The sequence below is a fragment of the Pseudomonas sp. TE50-2 genome (genome assembly GCF_040813665.1).
Lineage (GTDB): Bacteria > Pseudomonadota > Gammaproteobacteria > Pseudomonadales > Pseudomonadaceae > Aquipseudomonas > Aquipseudomonas soli.
The window spans coordinates 4,202,401-4,216,613 of sequence record NZ_JBFNXN010000001.1 but is presented as its reverse complement, the minus strand read 5'-3'; the positions used below and the strand labels follow the sequence as shown (position 1 = coordinate 4,216,613).

At 62.4% G+C, this 14,213-nt stretch carries 13 protein-coding genes; 4 read left to right on the top strand and 9 right to left on the bottom strand.

Going from position 1 to position 14,213, the window contains the following annotated elements:
• Complete coding sequence (locus AAHK21_RS19300; protein WP_367858070.1) at window positions 1-1,101, bottom strand: efflux RND transporter periplasmic adaptor subunit; 1,101 nt, start codon at window positions 1,099-1,101, stop codon at window positions 1-3.
• Window positions 1,102-1,273: 172 nt separating this feature from the next.
• Here AAHK21_RS19300 and AAHK21_RS19295 point away from each other — a divergent pair, with 172 nt between their 5' ends.
• Complete coding sequence (locus tag AAHK21_RS19295) at window positions 1,274-1,915, top strand: TetR/AcrR family transcriptional regulator (RefSeq protein ID WP_367859008.1); 642 nt, start codon at window positions 1,274-1,276, stop codon at window positions 1,913-1,915.
• A 136-nt stretch (window positions 1,916-2,051) separates the two neighbouring features.
• Window positions 2,052-3,415 (top strand): IS3 family transposase gene (locus AAHK21_RS19290; RefSeq protein WP_367856463.1). Its coding sequence is split into 2 segments (ribosomal slippage): window positions 2,052-2,517 and window positions 2,517-3,415, totalling 1,365 coding nucleotides; the frame shifts between segments, so codons are not numbered across the junction.
• Between the two features lie 779 nt (window positions 3,416-4,194).
• On the opposite strand, the gene recJ is transcribed toward AAHK21_RS19290, so the two are convergent.
• Together recJ and AAHK21_RS19280 are read right to left on the bottom strand one after the other, a co-directional pair.
• The gene (gene recJ, locus AAHK21_RS19285) at window positions 4,195-5,904 is read right to left on the bottom strand and encodes a single-stranded-DNA-specific exonuclease RecJ (protein ID WP_367858069.1); all 1,710 of its coding nucleotides are present in this window, start codon (window positions 5,902-5,904) and stop codon (window positions 4,195-4,197) included.
• A 30-nt stretch (window positions 5,905-5,934) separates the two neighbouring features.
• Window positions 5,935-6,477 carry a YaeQ family protein gene (locus AAHK21_RS19280; protein WP_367858068.1) on the bottom strand — a complete coding sequence of 181 codons (543 nt, stop codon included), beginning with the start codon at window positions 6,475-6,477 and terminating at the stop codon, window positions 5,935-5,937.
• A 140-nt stretch (window positions 6,478-6,617) separates the two neighbouring features.
• On the opposite strand from AAHK21_RS19280, the gene AAHK21_RS19275 reads away from it, so the two are divergent.
• Window positions 6,618-7,817 (top strand): CaiB/BaiF CoA transferase family protein, encoded by a 1,200-nt coding sequence (locus AAHK21_RS19275; RefSeq protein WP_367858067.1) that lies wholly within the window; start codon window positions 6,618-6,620, stop codon window positions 7,815-7,817.
• A gap of 10 nt (window positions 7,818-7,827) precedes the next feature.
• Window positions 7,828-8,706, top strand: a complete 879-nt coding sequence (locus AAHK21_RS19270; RefSeq protein ID WP_367858066.1) for a TIGR02285 family protein — start codon at window positions 7,828-7,830, stop codon at window positions 8,704-8,706.
• A 172-nt stretch (window positions 8,707-8,878) separates the two neighbouring features.
• Here the strand turns inward: AAHK21_RS19270 and AAHK21_RS19265 are convergent, their stop codons facing one another.
• The 6 genes from AAHK21_RS19265 to AAHK21_RS19240 all read right to left on the bottom strand — a co-directional run bounded on the left by AAHK21_RS19265 (window position 8,879) and on the right by AAHK21_RS19240 (window position 14,134).
• Entirely contained in the window at window positions 8,879-9,160 is a 282-nt protein-coding gene (locus AAHK21_RS19265; RefSeq protein ID WP_367859007.1) for a DUF3509 domain-containing protein, read from the bottom strand.
• Window positions 9,161-9,287: 127 nt separating this feature from the next.
• On the bottom strand, window positions 9,288-9,665 hold the full coding sequence (locus AAHK21_RS19260; RefSeq protein WP_367858065.1) for a histidine kinase: 378 nt from the start codon (window positions 9,663-9,665) through the stop codon (window positions 9,288-9,290).
• A 156-nt stretch (window positions 9,666-9,821) separates the two neighbouring features.
• Window positions 9,822-11,231 (bottom strand): threonine synthase, encoded by a 1,410-nt coding sequence (gene thrC / locus AAHK21_RS19255; protein WP_367858064.1) that lies wholly within the window; start codon window positions 11,229-11,231, stop codon window positions 9,822-9,824.
• A gap of 54 nt (window positions 11,232-11,285) precedes the next feature.
• Complete coding sequence (locus AAHK21_RS19250) at window positions 11,286-12,590, bottom strand: homoserine dehydrogenase (RefSeq protein WP_023630110.1); 1,305 nt, start codon at window positions 12,588-12,590, stop codon at window positions 11,286-11,288.
• Between the two features lie 82 nt (window positions 12,591-12,672).
• Entirely contained in the window at window positions 12,673-13,422 is a 750-nt protein-coding gene (locus AAHK21_RS19245) for a DsbC family protein (protein ID WP_023630109.1), read from the bottom strand.
• A gap of 253 nt (window positions 13,423-13,675) precedes the next feature.
• On the bottom strand, window positions 13,676-14,134 hold the full coding sequence (locus tag AAHK21_RS19240; protein WP_367858063.1) for a hypothetical protein: 459 nt from the start codon (window positions 14,132-14,134) through the stop codon (window positions 13,676-13,678).
• Window positions 14,135-14,213 lie beyond the last annotated feature (79 nt).

The window sequence follows — 14,213 nt, the reverse complement described above, 5'->3', positions numbered from 1 at the left end:
TTACTCCTTGGCCGCCAGGTTCACTTCACGGTTGCTGCGGTCCACAGGCCGCACCTGTTGCCCCTCGCGCAGCACATGGCCGCCTGCTGCCACCACCCAATCACTGGCTTGCAGGCCTTCGAGTACCGGCACGCTGTCCGCGCCATAGGCGCCCAGACGCACAGCGGCGCGCTCCAGGCGGTTGTCCTTGCCAACCCGCCAGACATAGGCCTGCCCCGCTTCGGCGGTCACCGCCGACAGTGGCACCGCCAGCGGCGAGCGTTCGGCATGGTCGATGAACACCCGCGCGCTCTGGCCCAGCTCGGCCGGGGTGGCGTTGGAGGTAAAGGCGATGCGCGCGGCGAAGGTGCGCGAACGCGGGTCCGCCGCCGGGGAAAGCTCGCGGATCCGCCCTTCGAAACGCTGGTTCGGGTGCGACCACAGCTCGACGCTGACCGTCTGCCCGACGGCGAAGCGAGCGAACTGCTGCTCCGGCAGGCCGATGGCTACTTCGCGCTCACCATCGGCGGCCAGCGTGAACACGGTCTGCCCTGCCGCCACCACCTGGCCCACCTCGACCTGGCGCTTGGCGATCACGCCGGCCTGGGGGGCGCGCAGCACGGCGTACTCGGCCTGGTTGCCCGCCACCTCGTACTCGGCCTTGGCCTGCTTCAGGCGGGCCATGCCAGCCCGGTAGAGGTTCTCGGCATTGTCGAACTGGGAATGGCTGACCATCTGCCGATCCAGCAGCTTCTGATAGCGGTCGCGCTCGGCACGTACCAACGCCAGGTTGGCCTCGGCCGCCGCCAGCTGGGCGCGATTGGCCTCCAGTTGCAGACGCACGTCCTGCGGGTCGAGTTCGGCCAGCGGTTGCTCGGCCTTGACCCGCTGCCCCTCCTCCACCAGGCGTTTGCTGACCTTGCCTCCGATACGGAACGCCAGTTCAGGCTCGAAACGCGCCCGCACCTCGCCCGGGTAGCTGTCGGCGGATGCGCCGGCCGGCTGGGGTTGGACCACCAGTGCCGGACGCGGCGCGGCGGGTGGCGCGGCCTCCTGGCCGCAGGCGGTGAGCAGCAGCACGGCAACGGCCGGCAGGGCGAGGGACAACGCACGACGCAACATGATGAATGACCTTTGGCAGAGGGCGCATCGAATATTTATACTGGCGAGTATATTAAGTCAGCGAATCGGGTCGGGGAAGCAGGCGCTTCAGAGAAAATCGATATTTAGTGGTGCGACGTACGCTGCAGCCGACTGCCCCCGGACCCGGTAAGATGTGCCCCTTTCACAGAGAATGCGGTCCCTCATGTCCAACGACGCACCCATCGGCCCCGGCCGGCCCAAGGACCTGGCCAAGCGCGAGGCCATCCTCGAAGCCGCCAAGCGCCTGTTCCTCAGCCTTGGTTATGCCAACACCAGCATGGATGCGGTCGCTGCGGCGGCAGGTGTTTCAAAGCTCACCGTCTACAGCCATTTCACTGACAAGCAGACGCTGTTCGGCGCGGCGGTCATGGCGACCTGCCAGAACCAGTTGCCTGACCTGATGTTCGAGTATCCCGAAGGCGTGGCGGTGGAAGACGTGCTGCTGAATATTGCGCGTGGCTTCCAGGCTTTGATCAGCAGCGATGAGGCCGTCAAGCTGAGTCGCCTGATCTTTGCCTTGGGCAGCCAGGATCCGGGGTTTGGCCAGTACTTCTACGCGGCGGGGCCCAAGCGGGTGATGAGTGGGATGGAGGCGTTGCTGCGTTGTGTCGATCAGCGGGGGCTGCTGCGGATCGATAACCCGTGGCAGGCGGCGGAGCATTTCTTCTGCCTGGTGAAGGGGGCACCGGATTATCGGTTGCTGCTGGGGTGCTCGCCGGCGCTGGAGGGGGATGATGCTGAGGCGCATGTGCGGGAGGCGGTGGGGGTTTTTATTCGGGCGTTTCGGGGGTAAGGGGTCGGGTTCGGGGCGATTGTTTTGGGTTTTGTGAGCGCATTCGTAGAAGATGTCGACATTTAGTCACCCTTTCGCCTTTACGTGAACTGACCCCCGAAAGTTGGACACCTTATCCCCAACCGGAGGGTGTTCCATGACGAAATACAACCTGGCACTCAAGCAGGCACTCATCGAAGAGTGCCTTTCTGCCCGCAGTGTTCATGAGGTGGCGCTCAAGCATGACCTGAGTCCATCGCTGTTACGCCGCTGGGTAAAGGGCTACGAGCAACACGGTGCAGCCGGTTTGATTGCCAAGTACAGCCACTACGACGCGCAGTTCAAATTGAAGGTTTTGCAGTGCATTGAGCAAGACGGACTGTCCGCCCAGCAAGCTTGCGTGCAGTTTGATATCCGCGGCCCGAGTAGCATCAGGCAATGGAAAAGGTTGTACGATAAAGGCGGAGTAGAAGCCCTTCACCCGCGCCGTACCCGAGAGTTCAGCATGCCCCGCAAGCCATCAAAACAGTCCAGCACAAGCCCGCCCACCCCAGCGGACAGCGAGCTGACACCAAAGCAAATGCTCGAAGAGCTGGAATACCTGCGCGCGGAGAATGCTTATCTAAAAAAGCTCGATGCCTTGATCCAAGCGGACCCTCGAACTGCGCAGGCAAGAAAACGCAGGCTATCCAAGGATTGAGGCGCGGGCATCGACTTGCTCTGCTGCTACGTGCTGCAGGGCTGGCACGCAGTACCTTTTATTACCAAAGCAAAGTGCTGGTGGCTGACAAGCATGCTGCTCTCAAAGAGCGCATCAACAGCCTCTATCACGGACATAAGGGGCGGTACGGCTATCGTCGTATCACTGCGGTCCTCGGGCACAATGGCGAGGTGGTCAACCACAAGAAGGTGCAGCGACTGATGCAGTTGATGGACCTCAAATCTCTGGTCAAAGTTAAGAAATATCGCTCGTACCGAGGCTCCGAGGGGGTTGTTGCATCTGATCTACTCAAACGCAAATTCAAGGCAGAAGCCCCCAATCAGAAATGGGCAACCGACGTGACAGAGTTCAAGGTAAAGGGGCAGAAGCTGTTTCTCTCGCCTGTGATGGACCTGTACAACGGCGAGATCCTTGCTTATCAGATCAACCGGCGTCCTGAGTTCAAGATGGTTTCGACAATGCTGGAGCAAGCCTTCGAGCGGCTGAATCCAGGTGACAAACCGATACTGCATTCCGATCAAGGCTGGCAATATCAACAGCCAACTTACCGGCATATGCTGGCTGGGAAGAATATCGAGCAGAGCATGTCACGTAAGGGCAATTGCCTGGACAACGCCGCCATGGAAAGCTTTTTCGGCACGCTCAAGAGCGAGTTTTTTTACCTGGAATCGTTTGAAAGTGTTGAGCAACTGGCATCAGGGCTAGAGGATTACATCGCCTACTACAACCAAGAACGCATCAGTCTCAGACTGAATGGCTTGAGTCCGGTAGAATTCCGAACCCAAGCGCTGGCCGCATAGCGCTACCTGTCCAACTTTCGGGGGTCAGTTCAACGGCGACCTACTTTTGTCTTGACAAAAGTAGGCAAAACCGTTCGGCTCCGTTCATACGGCCCCTACGCTTCGCTACGGGGTTCCCTCGCTCCGTTCTTGCTCCCGTGGGTACCGCGCTGTACGCCCCATCCTGGGGCGCAGCGCTCGACGGCCATCCATGGCCGTCGCCCCACTACGCAAGAACTCCACTCGGCCTCCTGAAGTCGCAACTTGTGTCGCCTGAACTATCGCGCACTTAGAAGCAAAATCAAGAGCAGATCAAGAGCAGATCAAGAGCAGATATGTTGGTTTTTTAGTGGCTGTTATGTTGTTCTTCATTACGCTATCGCGGGGCAAGCCCGCTCCCACGCTGAATCACATAGTTAAACTATGTGAGAGCGGGCTTGCCCCGCGATGTTGATCTAGAGTTCCCACAATGGCAACTAGCGACTAGCTGCGTTAGTGCAGGCGCCGCCCGTAACTTCGCGACTTCAGGAGGCCGAACGGAGGTCTTGCGGAGGGAGGTGACGGGCATGGATGCCCGTCAAGCGCTGCGCCCCAGGATGGGGCGTTCAGCGCGGTCCTCCCGGGAGCAAGGCCGGAGTGAGGGAACCCGGAGCGAAGCGGAGGGCCGTATGAATGGAGCGCCACGGCTTTGCTTACTTTGGCCACGATGTATGGACTTGAGACATCGCAAATGAATGCGCATACAACTTCAAAACAACCAAAACCCCAAAACCCCAAAACCCCAAAACCCCAACAAAAGATCACCGCGCTTCCATATGCGCAATCATCAACTGCACACTCTCATTCCCCCGAAACTCATTCACATCCAACTTATAAGCCAACTCCACCCACCGCACTGTAGGATTCGGCCAGACCTCCCGGTCAATCCCAAAGGCAATCCCATCCAAGCGCACAGCCCCACACTCGCTCTTGAGCACTACCTTCAGATGCCGCTCCCCAACGACCCGCTGCTCGACCAGCTGGAACACCCCGTGGAACAACGGCTCGGGAAAGTGCTGCCCCCAGGGCCCGGCATTGCGCAATGCCCGCGCCAGGTCCAGGTGAAACTCCTCGACCGCCAACGTGCCATCCGACAACAACCGCCCAGTCAGGTCTTCCTCACGCAGCTGGCGCCGCACCTCGTCGTCGAACGCCTCGGCAAACGCAGGGAAATTGTCGGCCGGCAAGGACAGCCCCGCCGCCATGGCATGCCCGCCGAACTTGCTGATCAAACTCGGATGCCGCGCCGCAACGGCGTCCAGCGCATCACGGATATGGAACCCCGGCACCGAACGCGCCGAGCCCTTCAGCACCCCTTCTCCCGCATCGGCAAAGGCGATGGTCGGGCGGTGGTAACGCTCTTTCAGGCGCGAAGCGAGGATACCAATCACCCCCTGGTGCCAGTCGGCGTCGAACAGGCACAAGCCATAAGGCATGGACTCGACTGGCAGATCCTTGAGCTGGGCCAAAGCCTCGCGCTGCATGCCCTGCTCGATGGACTTGCGATCCTGGTTCAGGCCATCCAGTTGCTGGGCCATGTCCAGCGCAAGCGCCGCGTCTTCGCACAACAGGCATTCGATGCCCAGGCTCATGTCGTCCAGGCGCCCGGCGGCATTGAGCCGAGGGCCAAGGATGAAGCCAAGGTCAGTGGAAGTGATGCGCTTGTGGTCGCGCCGCGCCACTTCGAGGATGGCCTTGAGCCCCGGGCGGGCGCGACCGGCGCGGATACGCTCCAAGCCCTGATGCACCAGGATGCGGTTGTTGGCATCCAGCGGCACCACGTCGGCGACGCTGCCCAGCGCCACCAGGTCAAGCAACTCGCCGATGTTCGGCTGCGGCTGCGTTTCGTAGCGCCCCAGGCTGCGCAACCGCGCACGCAGGGCCATCAGCACGTAGAAGATCACGCCGACACCGGCCAGTGACTTGCTCGGGAACGCGCAACCGGGTTGGTTGGGATTGACGATGGCGTCGGCGGCCGGCAGTTGCTCGCCCGGCAGGTGGTGGTCGGTGACCAGCACCTTGAGCCCGGCGGCCTTGGCCGCGGCCACGCCATCGACGCTGGAGATACCGTTGTCCACGGTGATCAGCAATTGCGGCTGGCGCTCGAGCGCGACCGCGACGATCTCCGGGGTCAGGCCGTAGCCATACTCGAAGCGGTTGGGCACCAGGTAATCGACATGGGCTGCGCCCAGCAAGCGCAGGCCCAGCAAACCGACCGTGCTGGCGGTGGCACCGTCGGCATCAAAATCGCCGACGATGAGAATGCGCTGGCGCTGATCGAGCGCCTCGACCAGCAGCTCCACCGCCGCGTCGATACCCTTGAGTTGCTGGTAAGGCAGCAGGCGCGCCAGGCTCTTGTCCAGCTCGGCCTCGGACGCTACGCCACGGGCGGCATACAGACGGGTCAGCAAGGGTGGCAGGTTGCCCAGCAAAGGCAGGGGCGACGGCAGGGGACGTGGTTCGATACGCATGGGGTCTTCGCAATTCCGCTTTGTTTCAGGTCAGCCGCGCTCGCCAAGCAGCCATTGCAACTGCACTTCGTGCTGGCCACGGTCGTCGGTGACGAACACCGTGCCTTCGCTGATCATCACGTCCCACTTGATGGTACGCGGCATATCGGTGGCGAGGGTTTCCAGCACCTCCTGCGGCACGGCGGCAATGCTCAGGTTCTTCAGGCCCTTGACCGCGCCGAGCACCTTGGTCTCCCACACGCGCAGGCTGCCGTAGGCCAGCAGGCTGGTGCGCTCGGTACGCCGCGAACACCAGGTCAGGCGGTCGGCGTCGGGCTGGCCGACTTCGATCCAGTGCAGGATGCGATCGTCCAGGCTTTTTTCCCACAGGGCCGCCTCATCGACGTCCGACAGGCCGCGGCCGAAGGACAGCTGCTCGTTGTACCAGAGGGCATAGCCCAGCAGGCGCACAGCCATGCGTTCTTCGGTTTCCGAAGGGTGGCGGGCGATGGTCTGGCGGACGCTCTCGTACACGCCGCGGTCGAGGTCGGTCAGATTCAGTTCGAACTTGTAGGTGGTGGACGGCTGGGCCATGGGCAATAGGCTTCTTGCGGGGGAAAGGCGCACAGTCTAACTGATCCCAGGCGCCAGCGCCGGTTCAGACAATGCCGATATACCTGCCGCCGCCGAGCTGTGATACAACCTGCGTCACGCCCAGACGCCACGGATGCCCCATGACAACGCCCAGCAAACCCCTCGCCGGCCTGAAAGTCATCGAGCTCGGCACCCTGATCGCCGGCCCGTTCGCCTCGCGGATCTGCGCCGAGTTCGGTGCCGAGGTGATCAAGGTCGAGTCGCCCGATGGCGGTGATCCGCTGCGTAAATGGCGCAAGCTGTACGAGGGCACCTCGCTGTGGTGGTTCGTCCAGGCGCGCAACAAGCAATCGCTGACCCTCAACCTCAAGCATCCTGAAGGGCGTGAAGTGCTCAAGCGCCTGCTGGCCGAGACCGACATCCTGATCGAGAACTTCCGCCCCGGCGTGCTGGAGAAGCTCGGCCTGGGCTGGGATGTGCTGCACGCCCTCAACCCGCGCCTGGTCATGGTGCGCCTGTCGGGCTTCGGCCAGACCGGCCCGATGAAGGACCAGCCGGGCTTCGGCGCGGTTGGCGAATCCATGGGCGGGTTGCGCTACATCACCGGCTTCGAGGATCGCCCACCAGTGCGGACAGGGATTTCAATCGGCGACTCCATTGCCGCCCTGTGGGGCGTGATCGGCGCGCTGATGGCCCTGCGTCATCGCGAAGTCAACGGGGGCGACGGCCAAGTCGTGGACGTGGCGCTGTACGAAGCAATCTTCGCCATGATGGAAAGCATGGTGCCGGAATTCGACGTGTTCGGTTTCATCCGCGAGCGCACCGGCAACATCATGCCGGGTATCACCCCTTCCTGCATCCATACCACCGCCGATGGCCGGCATGTGCAGATCGGCGCCAATGGCGATGCGATATTCAAGCGCTTCATGCAGGCCATCGGCCGTGACGACCTGGCCAACGATGCCGCCCTGGCGACCAATGATGGCCGCGATGCCCGCCGCGACGAGCTGTACGGCGTCATCGATCGCTGGGCCAACGGCCTGCCGCTGGACAAGGTGATGCAGGTGCTCAACGACGCCGAAGTGCCAGCCAGCCGGATCTACTCCGCCGAGGACATGCTGGGCGACCCGCAGTTCCTCGCCCGCGAGATGTTCCTCCAGGCCCGCCTGCCGGATGGCAAGCCGTTCAAGATGCCGGGCATCGTACCCAAGCTGTCCGATACCCCCGGCTCCGCCGAATGGGTCGGCCCGGCACTGGGCGAGCACACGGCCCCGCTACTGGCCAGCCTGGGCTACGACGAAGCCGCCATTGCCCGCCTGCGCGCGGCCGGTACGGTCTGATCCGCGGCCCATGCGCATCCGCCACCTGCCCCTGCTGTTCTGCCTGCTGCTGACCGCGCTCGTGGCACAATCGGCCGAGGCCCGGGAACGCCTGCTGTGGCTGGTCCGCGACCTGCCACCGTTCACCATCTTCGAAGGGCCGGCCAAAGGCCAGGGCGTGATCGACCAACTGTTGCCCATGCTGATCGCGCAGATGCCCGAGTACGACCACCAGATCGTCCGGGTCAATCGCGCCCGAGGCATCCAGATGCTCCAGGAGCCCAGTTTCACCTGCGACCCGACCCTGCTCTGGACCCCCGAACGCGCCCGGTACGTGCATTTCTCCCAGCCATCGCTCGGTGTCCTGAGCAGTGGCCTGGTGGTGCGCACGCGCGACCAGGCGCTGCTGGAGCCTTTTCTGGATGGGCAACAGGTGGATCTTCAGCGGCTGCTGGCCCAGACCCGCCTCAAGCTGGGCATCGTCGCCGAGCGCAGCTACAGCGTGCAGGTCGATGACGTCCTGAGGCAATTGCCAGACAGCGCCTTCAGCCGCCACTACGGCAACGATGCCACCGCCAGTCTGCTGCAGATGCAGCAGCTGGGGCGCCTGCAGCTGGTGCTGGGCTACTGGCCAGAAGTGCGCTACCTGATCCAGCAGCAGAATGGCTCGCTGGATGATTACCGCTTCTATCCCATCCGTGGCGTCGACCGCTATCAGTTCCTGCATGTGGGCTGCTCGGACACCGCCTTGGGACGCGAAGCGATCGCTCATATCGACCAACTGCTGCCCATGCTGCGCCGCGACACCTTGCCGGGCCTGTATGCCCGCTGGCTGGATGCGGAGCTGCAGGAGGACTACCTGGGCCAGGCCCGGCATTTCTTCGAGCAGGGCGAAGCGCCGGGGCACTGAGCGGAAGCGTAAAGACCAGCAAGGGTGCCGGTGACTTCAAGGCAAAAAGAAACCCCGGCCGCTGGGGAGGACGACCGGGGTCAAGCGAAAGCCCTTGGGACTTCCAGTGACAGCCTGGAGGGTACCGGAGCAAAGCACCATCAGGCTGCCCTTGCTGAGTCTGACGGGCCGGTCAGGCAAAGGTTCCGTGCATTTGCCTCTGATGCTGCAAGGCGGCGATCACACAGGGTTGCAGGCGGCCTTCGGCAATTTGCAGGTCACGGTGCAGACCATCGACCAGATCGACCAGCAATTGCTGCTCCACCAACTCTCGCTCACACACCGTACGCCGCAGGATCGGCAAACCGTGCTCATCGCGAACACTCAGGTGACGGCAGCCACGGTTATCGGCCGGTCCAAGTTCGGCCTGGTAAGGGGTCAGGGCATCGTTGAGCAGTCTGCAGATTCTTTCCATCCGGATCACTCGCTGGCTAGGGTAAGGAAACTGACCATCGGGGCCGACGGAAAGTTCGCCCTGGCCCGTCATCACGAGCATGCGCGGCAAACATGACAGTTTCGATGCTCCGCGCACCCCTTCCGGACTACAGGCGCCCCAGTGCCTGCTCCAGGCCCACCATGGACATCGGCCAGGGCAGCTCGGCCAGGACATTCAAGCCCTGCTCGCGGGCCTCGAGCGCGAGGTCGATACCCCCAGCGTCGCCATAGCCGACAAACAGCAGCCCACCCGCGCAGGAGGCCTGCACCAGGTACTTGAACAGGCGCCGGGCATGACGCCTCGGCATTCCCTGATCAAGCACCAGCACATCAACGGGCTGCTGCCCCTGCGCGAGGTGGGCCGTGGCTGCAGGCACGTCATCGGTGACCCGGACGTTGTACAGCCCCTGGGCATTGAAGGCCTGATGCAACAGCATCTGATAGTAGGGCCGAGCCTGGTGGATAAGAACATTGAGCTGATGCATGAGCCTCCCACTGGAGCCGTGTGTTCTGTTGGTCAGAACGCCACTTTAGTAGGGGTATCCATCGAACTACATGGGAAAAATCTGAAAGCTGTTGCCGTGTGTCTTGCGCCCACAAAAAAGCCCGTGCAAGACGGGCTTTCCTGTAATTGGTGCCGCTTACAGCGGCTTGCCGCGGTTGCCATGCTGGCTGACAAATGCCTGCACGGCCTTCAGGTCGTTGCCCAGCACCGTGCAGCGTTCCTCGCGGCTGAACAGATCGCTCAGGTGCGCAGGCAGCTCCAGGGCCTTGGCGACACCGGCCTTCTCCACCGCCTCGGGGAACTTGACCGGGTGCGCCGTCCCCAGCACCACCATCGGCGTATCCAGGCTGCGGCGGCACTCGCGGGCGGCCTTGACGCCGATCGCGGTGTGCGGGTCGAGGACTTCACCGGTGGCCTTGAACACCTCGGCGATGGTCTCGCAGGTCTGCTCATCGGTGACGGCCAGCGAATCGAACAGCTTGCGCGCTTCGGTCCAGCGATCCTGCTCGACGCTGAAGCCGCCGCCCTGCTTGAAGGTGTCCATCAACTGGGCAACCGCGGCACCATTGCGACCGTGCAGGTCGAACAGCAGGCGCTCGAAGTTGGACGAGACCATGATGTCCATCGACGGCGACAGGGTCGGGTGCAGGGCGTCCTTGACGTACTGGTTGCCGCTCATGAAGCGGTGCAGGATGTCGTTGCGGTTGGTCGCCACCACCAGCTGGCTGATCGGCAGGCCCATGTTGCGCGCCAGGTAACCGGCGAAGATATCGCCGAAGTTGCCGGTCGGCACCGAGAACGCCACCGAGCGCGCCGGGCCACCGAGCTGCAGCGCGGCATGGAAGTAGTAGACGATCTGGGCCATGATCCGCGCCCAGTTGATCGAGTTGACCGCTACCAGGCGAGTGCCCTTGAGGAAGGATTGGTCGGCGAAGCTGGCCTTGACCATCTCCTGGCAGTCGTCGAAGTTGCCTTCGATGGCGATGTTGTGGATGTTGTCGCCGAGGATGGTGGTCATCTGCCGGCGCTGCACTTCCGACACGCGCTGGTGCGGGTGCAGGATGAAGATGTCGACGTTGTCGCAACGGCGGCAGCCTTCGATGGCAGCGGAGCCGGTGTCACCACTGGTGGCACCGACGATCACCACACGCTCGCCGCGCTTGACCAGCACGTGGTCGAGCAGACGGCCGAGCAACTGCAGGGCGAAGTCCTTGAAGGCCAGGGTCGGGCCGTGGAACAGCTCCATCACCCACTCGTTGCCATTGAGCTGGCGCAGCGGCGCGACTGCGGCGTGGGCGAAGTTGCCGTAGGTCTCTTCGAGGATTTTCTTGAAGTCGGCGTCGGCGATGCTGCCTTCGACGAACGGGCGCATCACCCGGAAGGCCAGCTCGTGGTACGGCAGGCCAGCCCAGGAGGCGATCTCTTCCTGGGTGAAGCGTGGCAGGTTCTCGGGAACGTACAGGCCGCCGTCGCTGGCCAGGCCAGCCAGCAGGACGTCTTCGAAGTTCAGGGCCGGAGCCTGGCCGCGGGTACTGATATAGCGCATGGGTGCAAACCTTCGATGCTGGGCGCGGGCCGCCGTCACGGCCCGCCGCCGGAATTAATTGAGCTGTTCGACGCGGATGCGCACGACCTTGCCGACCACGTCCTGGAGCGCTTCCAGGGCGACGATGGCGTCGTCGATGCGCTGCTCGACCACACGGTGAGTCAGCAGGATCATCGGCACCAGGCCATCCTGTTCCTCGGCTTCCTTCTGCATGATCGACTCGATGTTGATGCCACGCTCCGAGAGAATGCTGGCGACCTGGGCCAGCACGCCCGGGTGGTCCTTGGCCTGGATACGCAGGTAGTAGGCGCTTTCGCAGGCTTCGATCGGCAGGATCGGGTGGGCCGACAGCGCATCCGGCTGGAAGGCCAGGTGCGGTACACGGTTCTCCGGGTCGGAGGTCATGGCGCGAACCACGTCGACCAGGTCAGCGACCACCGACGAGGCGGTCGGCTCCATGCCGGCACCGGCGCCGTAGTACAAGGTGGAACCGGCGGCGTCGCCATTGACCATCACCGCATTCATCACGCCATTGACGTTGGCGATCAGGCGATCGTTGGGGATCAGCGTCGGGTGCACACGCAGCTCGATGCCGTCGGCCGTGCGACGGGCCACGCCCAGGTGCTTGATGCGGTAGCCCAGCGCCTCGGCATAGTTCACGTCAGCAGTGGTCAGCTGGGTGATGCCCTCGGTGTAGGCCTTGTCGAACTGCAGCGGGATACCGAAGGCGATGGACGCCAGGATGGTCAGCTTGTGCGCGGCGTCGATGCCTTCGACGTCGAAGGTCGGGTCGGCCTCGGCGTAGCCCAGCGCCTGGGCTTCGGCCAGCACATCGGGGAAGGCACGGCCCTTGTCGCGCATTTCGGTGAGGATGAAGTTGCCGGTGCCGTTGATGATCCCGGCCAGCCAGTTGATGCGGTTGGCCGACAGGCCCTCGCGGATCGCCTTGATCACCGGTATGCCACCGGCCACGGCAGCTTCGAAGGCGACGATGACGCCCTTCTCGCGGGCCTTGGCGAAGATCTCGTTGCCGTGCACGGCGATCAGCGCCTTGTTGGCGGTGACCACGTGCTTGCCGTTTTCAATGGCCTTGAGCACCAGGTCGCGGGCGATGGTGTAGCCGCCGATCAGCTCGATGACGATATCGATCTCGGGGTTGCTCGCGACTTCGAACACATCAGCGGTAATGGGGGTACCGGTAATCTGGCAGTTCGGGTTCTGCGAGCGCATGGCAATCTGTGCCACTTCAATACCGCGCCCGGCACGGCGGGCGATCTCCTCGGCGTTGCGCTGAAGTACATTGAAGGTTCCGCCACCGACGGTCCCCAACCCACAGATGCCTACTTTGACCGGTTTCACTGTGAACTCCCCATAGAACGGCCGGCACCTGCGCCGACCGTGAAACATGCCGTCACCCCATGACGACGGCGTATTGAATTGGTTACTTGCTCTCGGCCAGGGCCAGTTTGGCCACTTGCGGCGCCGGCTGGTAGCCCGGAATCACCTGGCCATTCTGTAGAACGATCGCCGGCGTGCCATTTACACCAATCGACTGGCCCAGCTGGAACTGCTTGCTGACCGGGTTGGCGCACTTGGCAGCCTTGATTTCCTTGCCATCGACCATCTTGTCCAGCGCCGCGCGGCGATCGCTGGAGCACCAGACCGCCTGCAATTGCTCGTCGCCCGGCGAACCCAGGCCCTGGCGCGGGAAGGCGACGTAACGCACTTCGATTCCGCGGCGGTTGAGCTCCGGCACTTCGGCGTGCAGCTTGTGGCAGTACGGGCAGGTGGTGTCGGTGAACACGGTGATGTGCGACTTGGTCTCGCCCTTGGCCGGGTAGACCACCATCTCGCCGGCCGGAATACCGTTGATCAACTTGGCGATGCCCTGGCGCTCGGTCTTCTCGGTGAGGTTGACCGGCTTGCCGTCCTGGATCTGGAACAGGTAGCCCTGCATAACGAACTGGCCGTCGGCGCTGGCATACAGCACGCGACCACCCTGCAGCTTGACTTCGTACAGGCCATTGAGCGGGCTGCTGGCAACGCTTTCGATCGGTACCTCCAGTTGGAGGTTCTGCAACGACTTGCGAATCGCCTGCTCGGCACCGGCATTGGTATCGGTGGCCGCGGCGAAGGCAAAGGTACTGGCCAGCGCCAGGGCGGCGGCAGCGAAAATCTGGGTCACGCGCATGGGAACTCCTGAAGGCGGACAGGGGGCCGGATGCAGCACGCCCGTGCTGAAATCGGGGTGTCATTGCGGCCCTCGGTGCAAACCGCCCAAGCCTACCACAGAAGCGACGGCGGTCGAGGCGTGCTTGATCGGGAGCGCAAGGCTGCGTGCGCCAGGAGGCGGCGGTTACCTCAGCAATCAATCACCGTCTACCAGCAAGACCTTGTTTTTCGACCTCGCGCACTTCATTCAGAGTATTGCCCCAGACCTGATGTTACCGACGAATTTTGTTCAGGTTTCCCAGTACGTAGTCGCAATTACCTTTGGCGCCAGGCTCTATCGCCTGCAACCGGGTGAAAAATTTGCGGGCGTGCTCGCTCATGACCCTGACAAATTCATCTTTATCGACTGCAACAGAAACCTCACTATGGCAGGTGACGCTCACCTGCAAACGACCGTTGCTGGGGGTCAGATTGACTTCGATGGGCTGATCAGGAAAATAACATCTAAACGATTTGCCTTCACTGATGTGTAGCAACCCTTCTGACAAATAGCTCCACAGGTCGTCGACGTAATCAAACATGCTTTTGTCAATAAGCGGTGTGCCATCAATGGTAAGCACCAGTGCCCCTTCGATAGACGCCTGACCATTGAATCCTCCTTGATATTCGAAGAAGTCGGAAAACCGTTCACCGGCCTTTACATAGGTTTCAATAATAATTCTGTTCTTCATTTTGGATATAATTATCCTACTCTGCCGCTATTAAGCCCAACCACATAGTCTACGCCCCCGAAAGTACCACTGATCTGAA

Bases quoted from the DNA above. Each gene is read 5' to 3' on its own strand.
- AAHK21_RS19300 (WP_367858070.1), bottom strand. From the start codon at position 1,101: ATGTTGCGTCGTGCGTTGTCCCTCGCCCTGCCGGCCGTTGCCGTGCTG.
- AAHK21_RS19295 (WP_367859008.1), top strand. From the start codon at position 1,274: ATGCGGTCCCTCATGTCCAACGACGCACCCATCGGCCCCGGCCGGCCC.
- recJ (WP_367858069.1), bottom strand. From the start codon at position 5,904: ATGCGTATCGAACCACGTCCCCTGCCGTCGCCCCTGCCTTTGCTGGGC.
- AAHK21_RS19280 (WP_367858068.1), bottom strand. From the start codon at position 6,477: ATGGCCCAGCCGTCCACCACCTACAAGTTCGAACTGAATCTGACCGAC.
- AAHK21_RS19275 (WP_367858067.1), top strand. From the start codon at position 6,618: ATGACAACGCCCAGCAAACCCCTCGCCGGCCTGAAAGTCATCGAGCTC.
- AAHK21_RS19270 (WP_367858066.1), top strand. From the start codon at position 7,828: ATGCGCATCCGCCACCTGCCCCTGCTGTTCTGCCTGCTGCTGACCGCG.
- AAHK21_RS19265 (WP_367859007.1), bottom strand. From the start codon at position 9,160: ATGGAAAGAATCTGCAGACTGCTCAACGATGCCCTGACCCCTTACCAG.
- AAHK21_RS19260 (WP_367858065.1), bottom strand. From the start codon at position 9,665: ATGCATCAGCTCAATGTTCTTATCCACCAGGCTCGGCCCTACTATCAG.
- thrC (WP_367858064.1), bottom strand. From the start codon at position 11,231: ATGCGCTATATCAGTACCCGCGGCCAGGCTCCGGCCCTGAACTTCGAA.
- AAHK21_RS19245 (WP_023630109.1), bottom strand. From the start codon at position 13,422: ATGCGCGTGACCCAGATTTTCGCTGCCGCCGCCCTGGCGCTGGCCAGT.
- AAHK21_RS19240 (WP_367858063.1), bottom strand. From the start codon at position 14,134: ATGAAGAACAGAATTATTATTGAAACCTATGTAAAGGCCGGTGAACGG.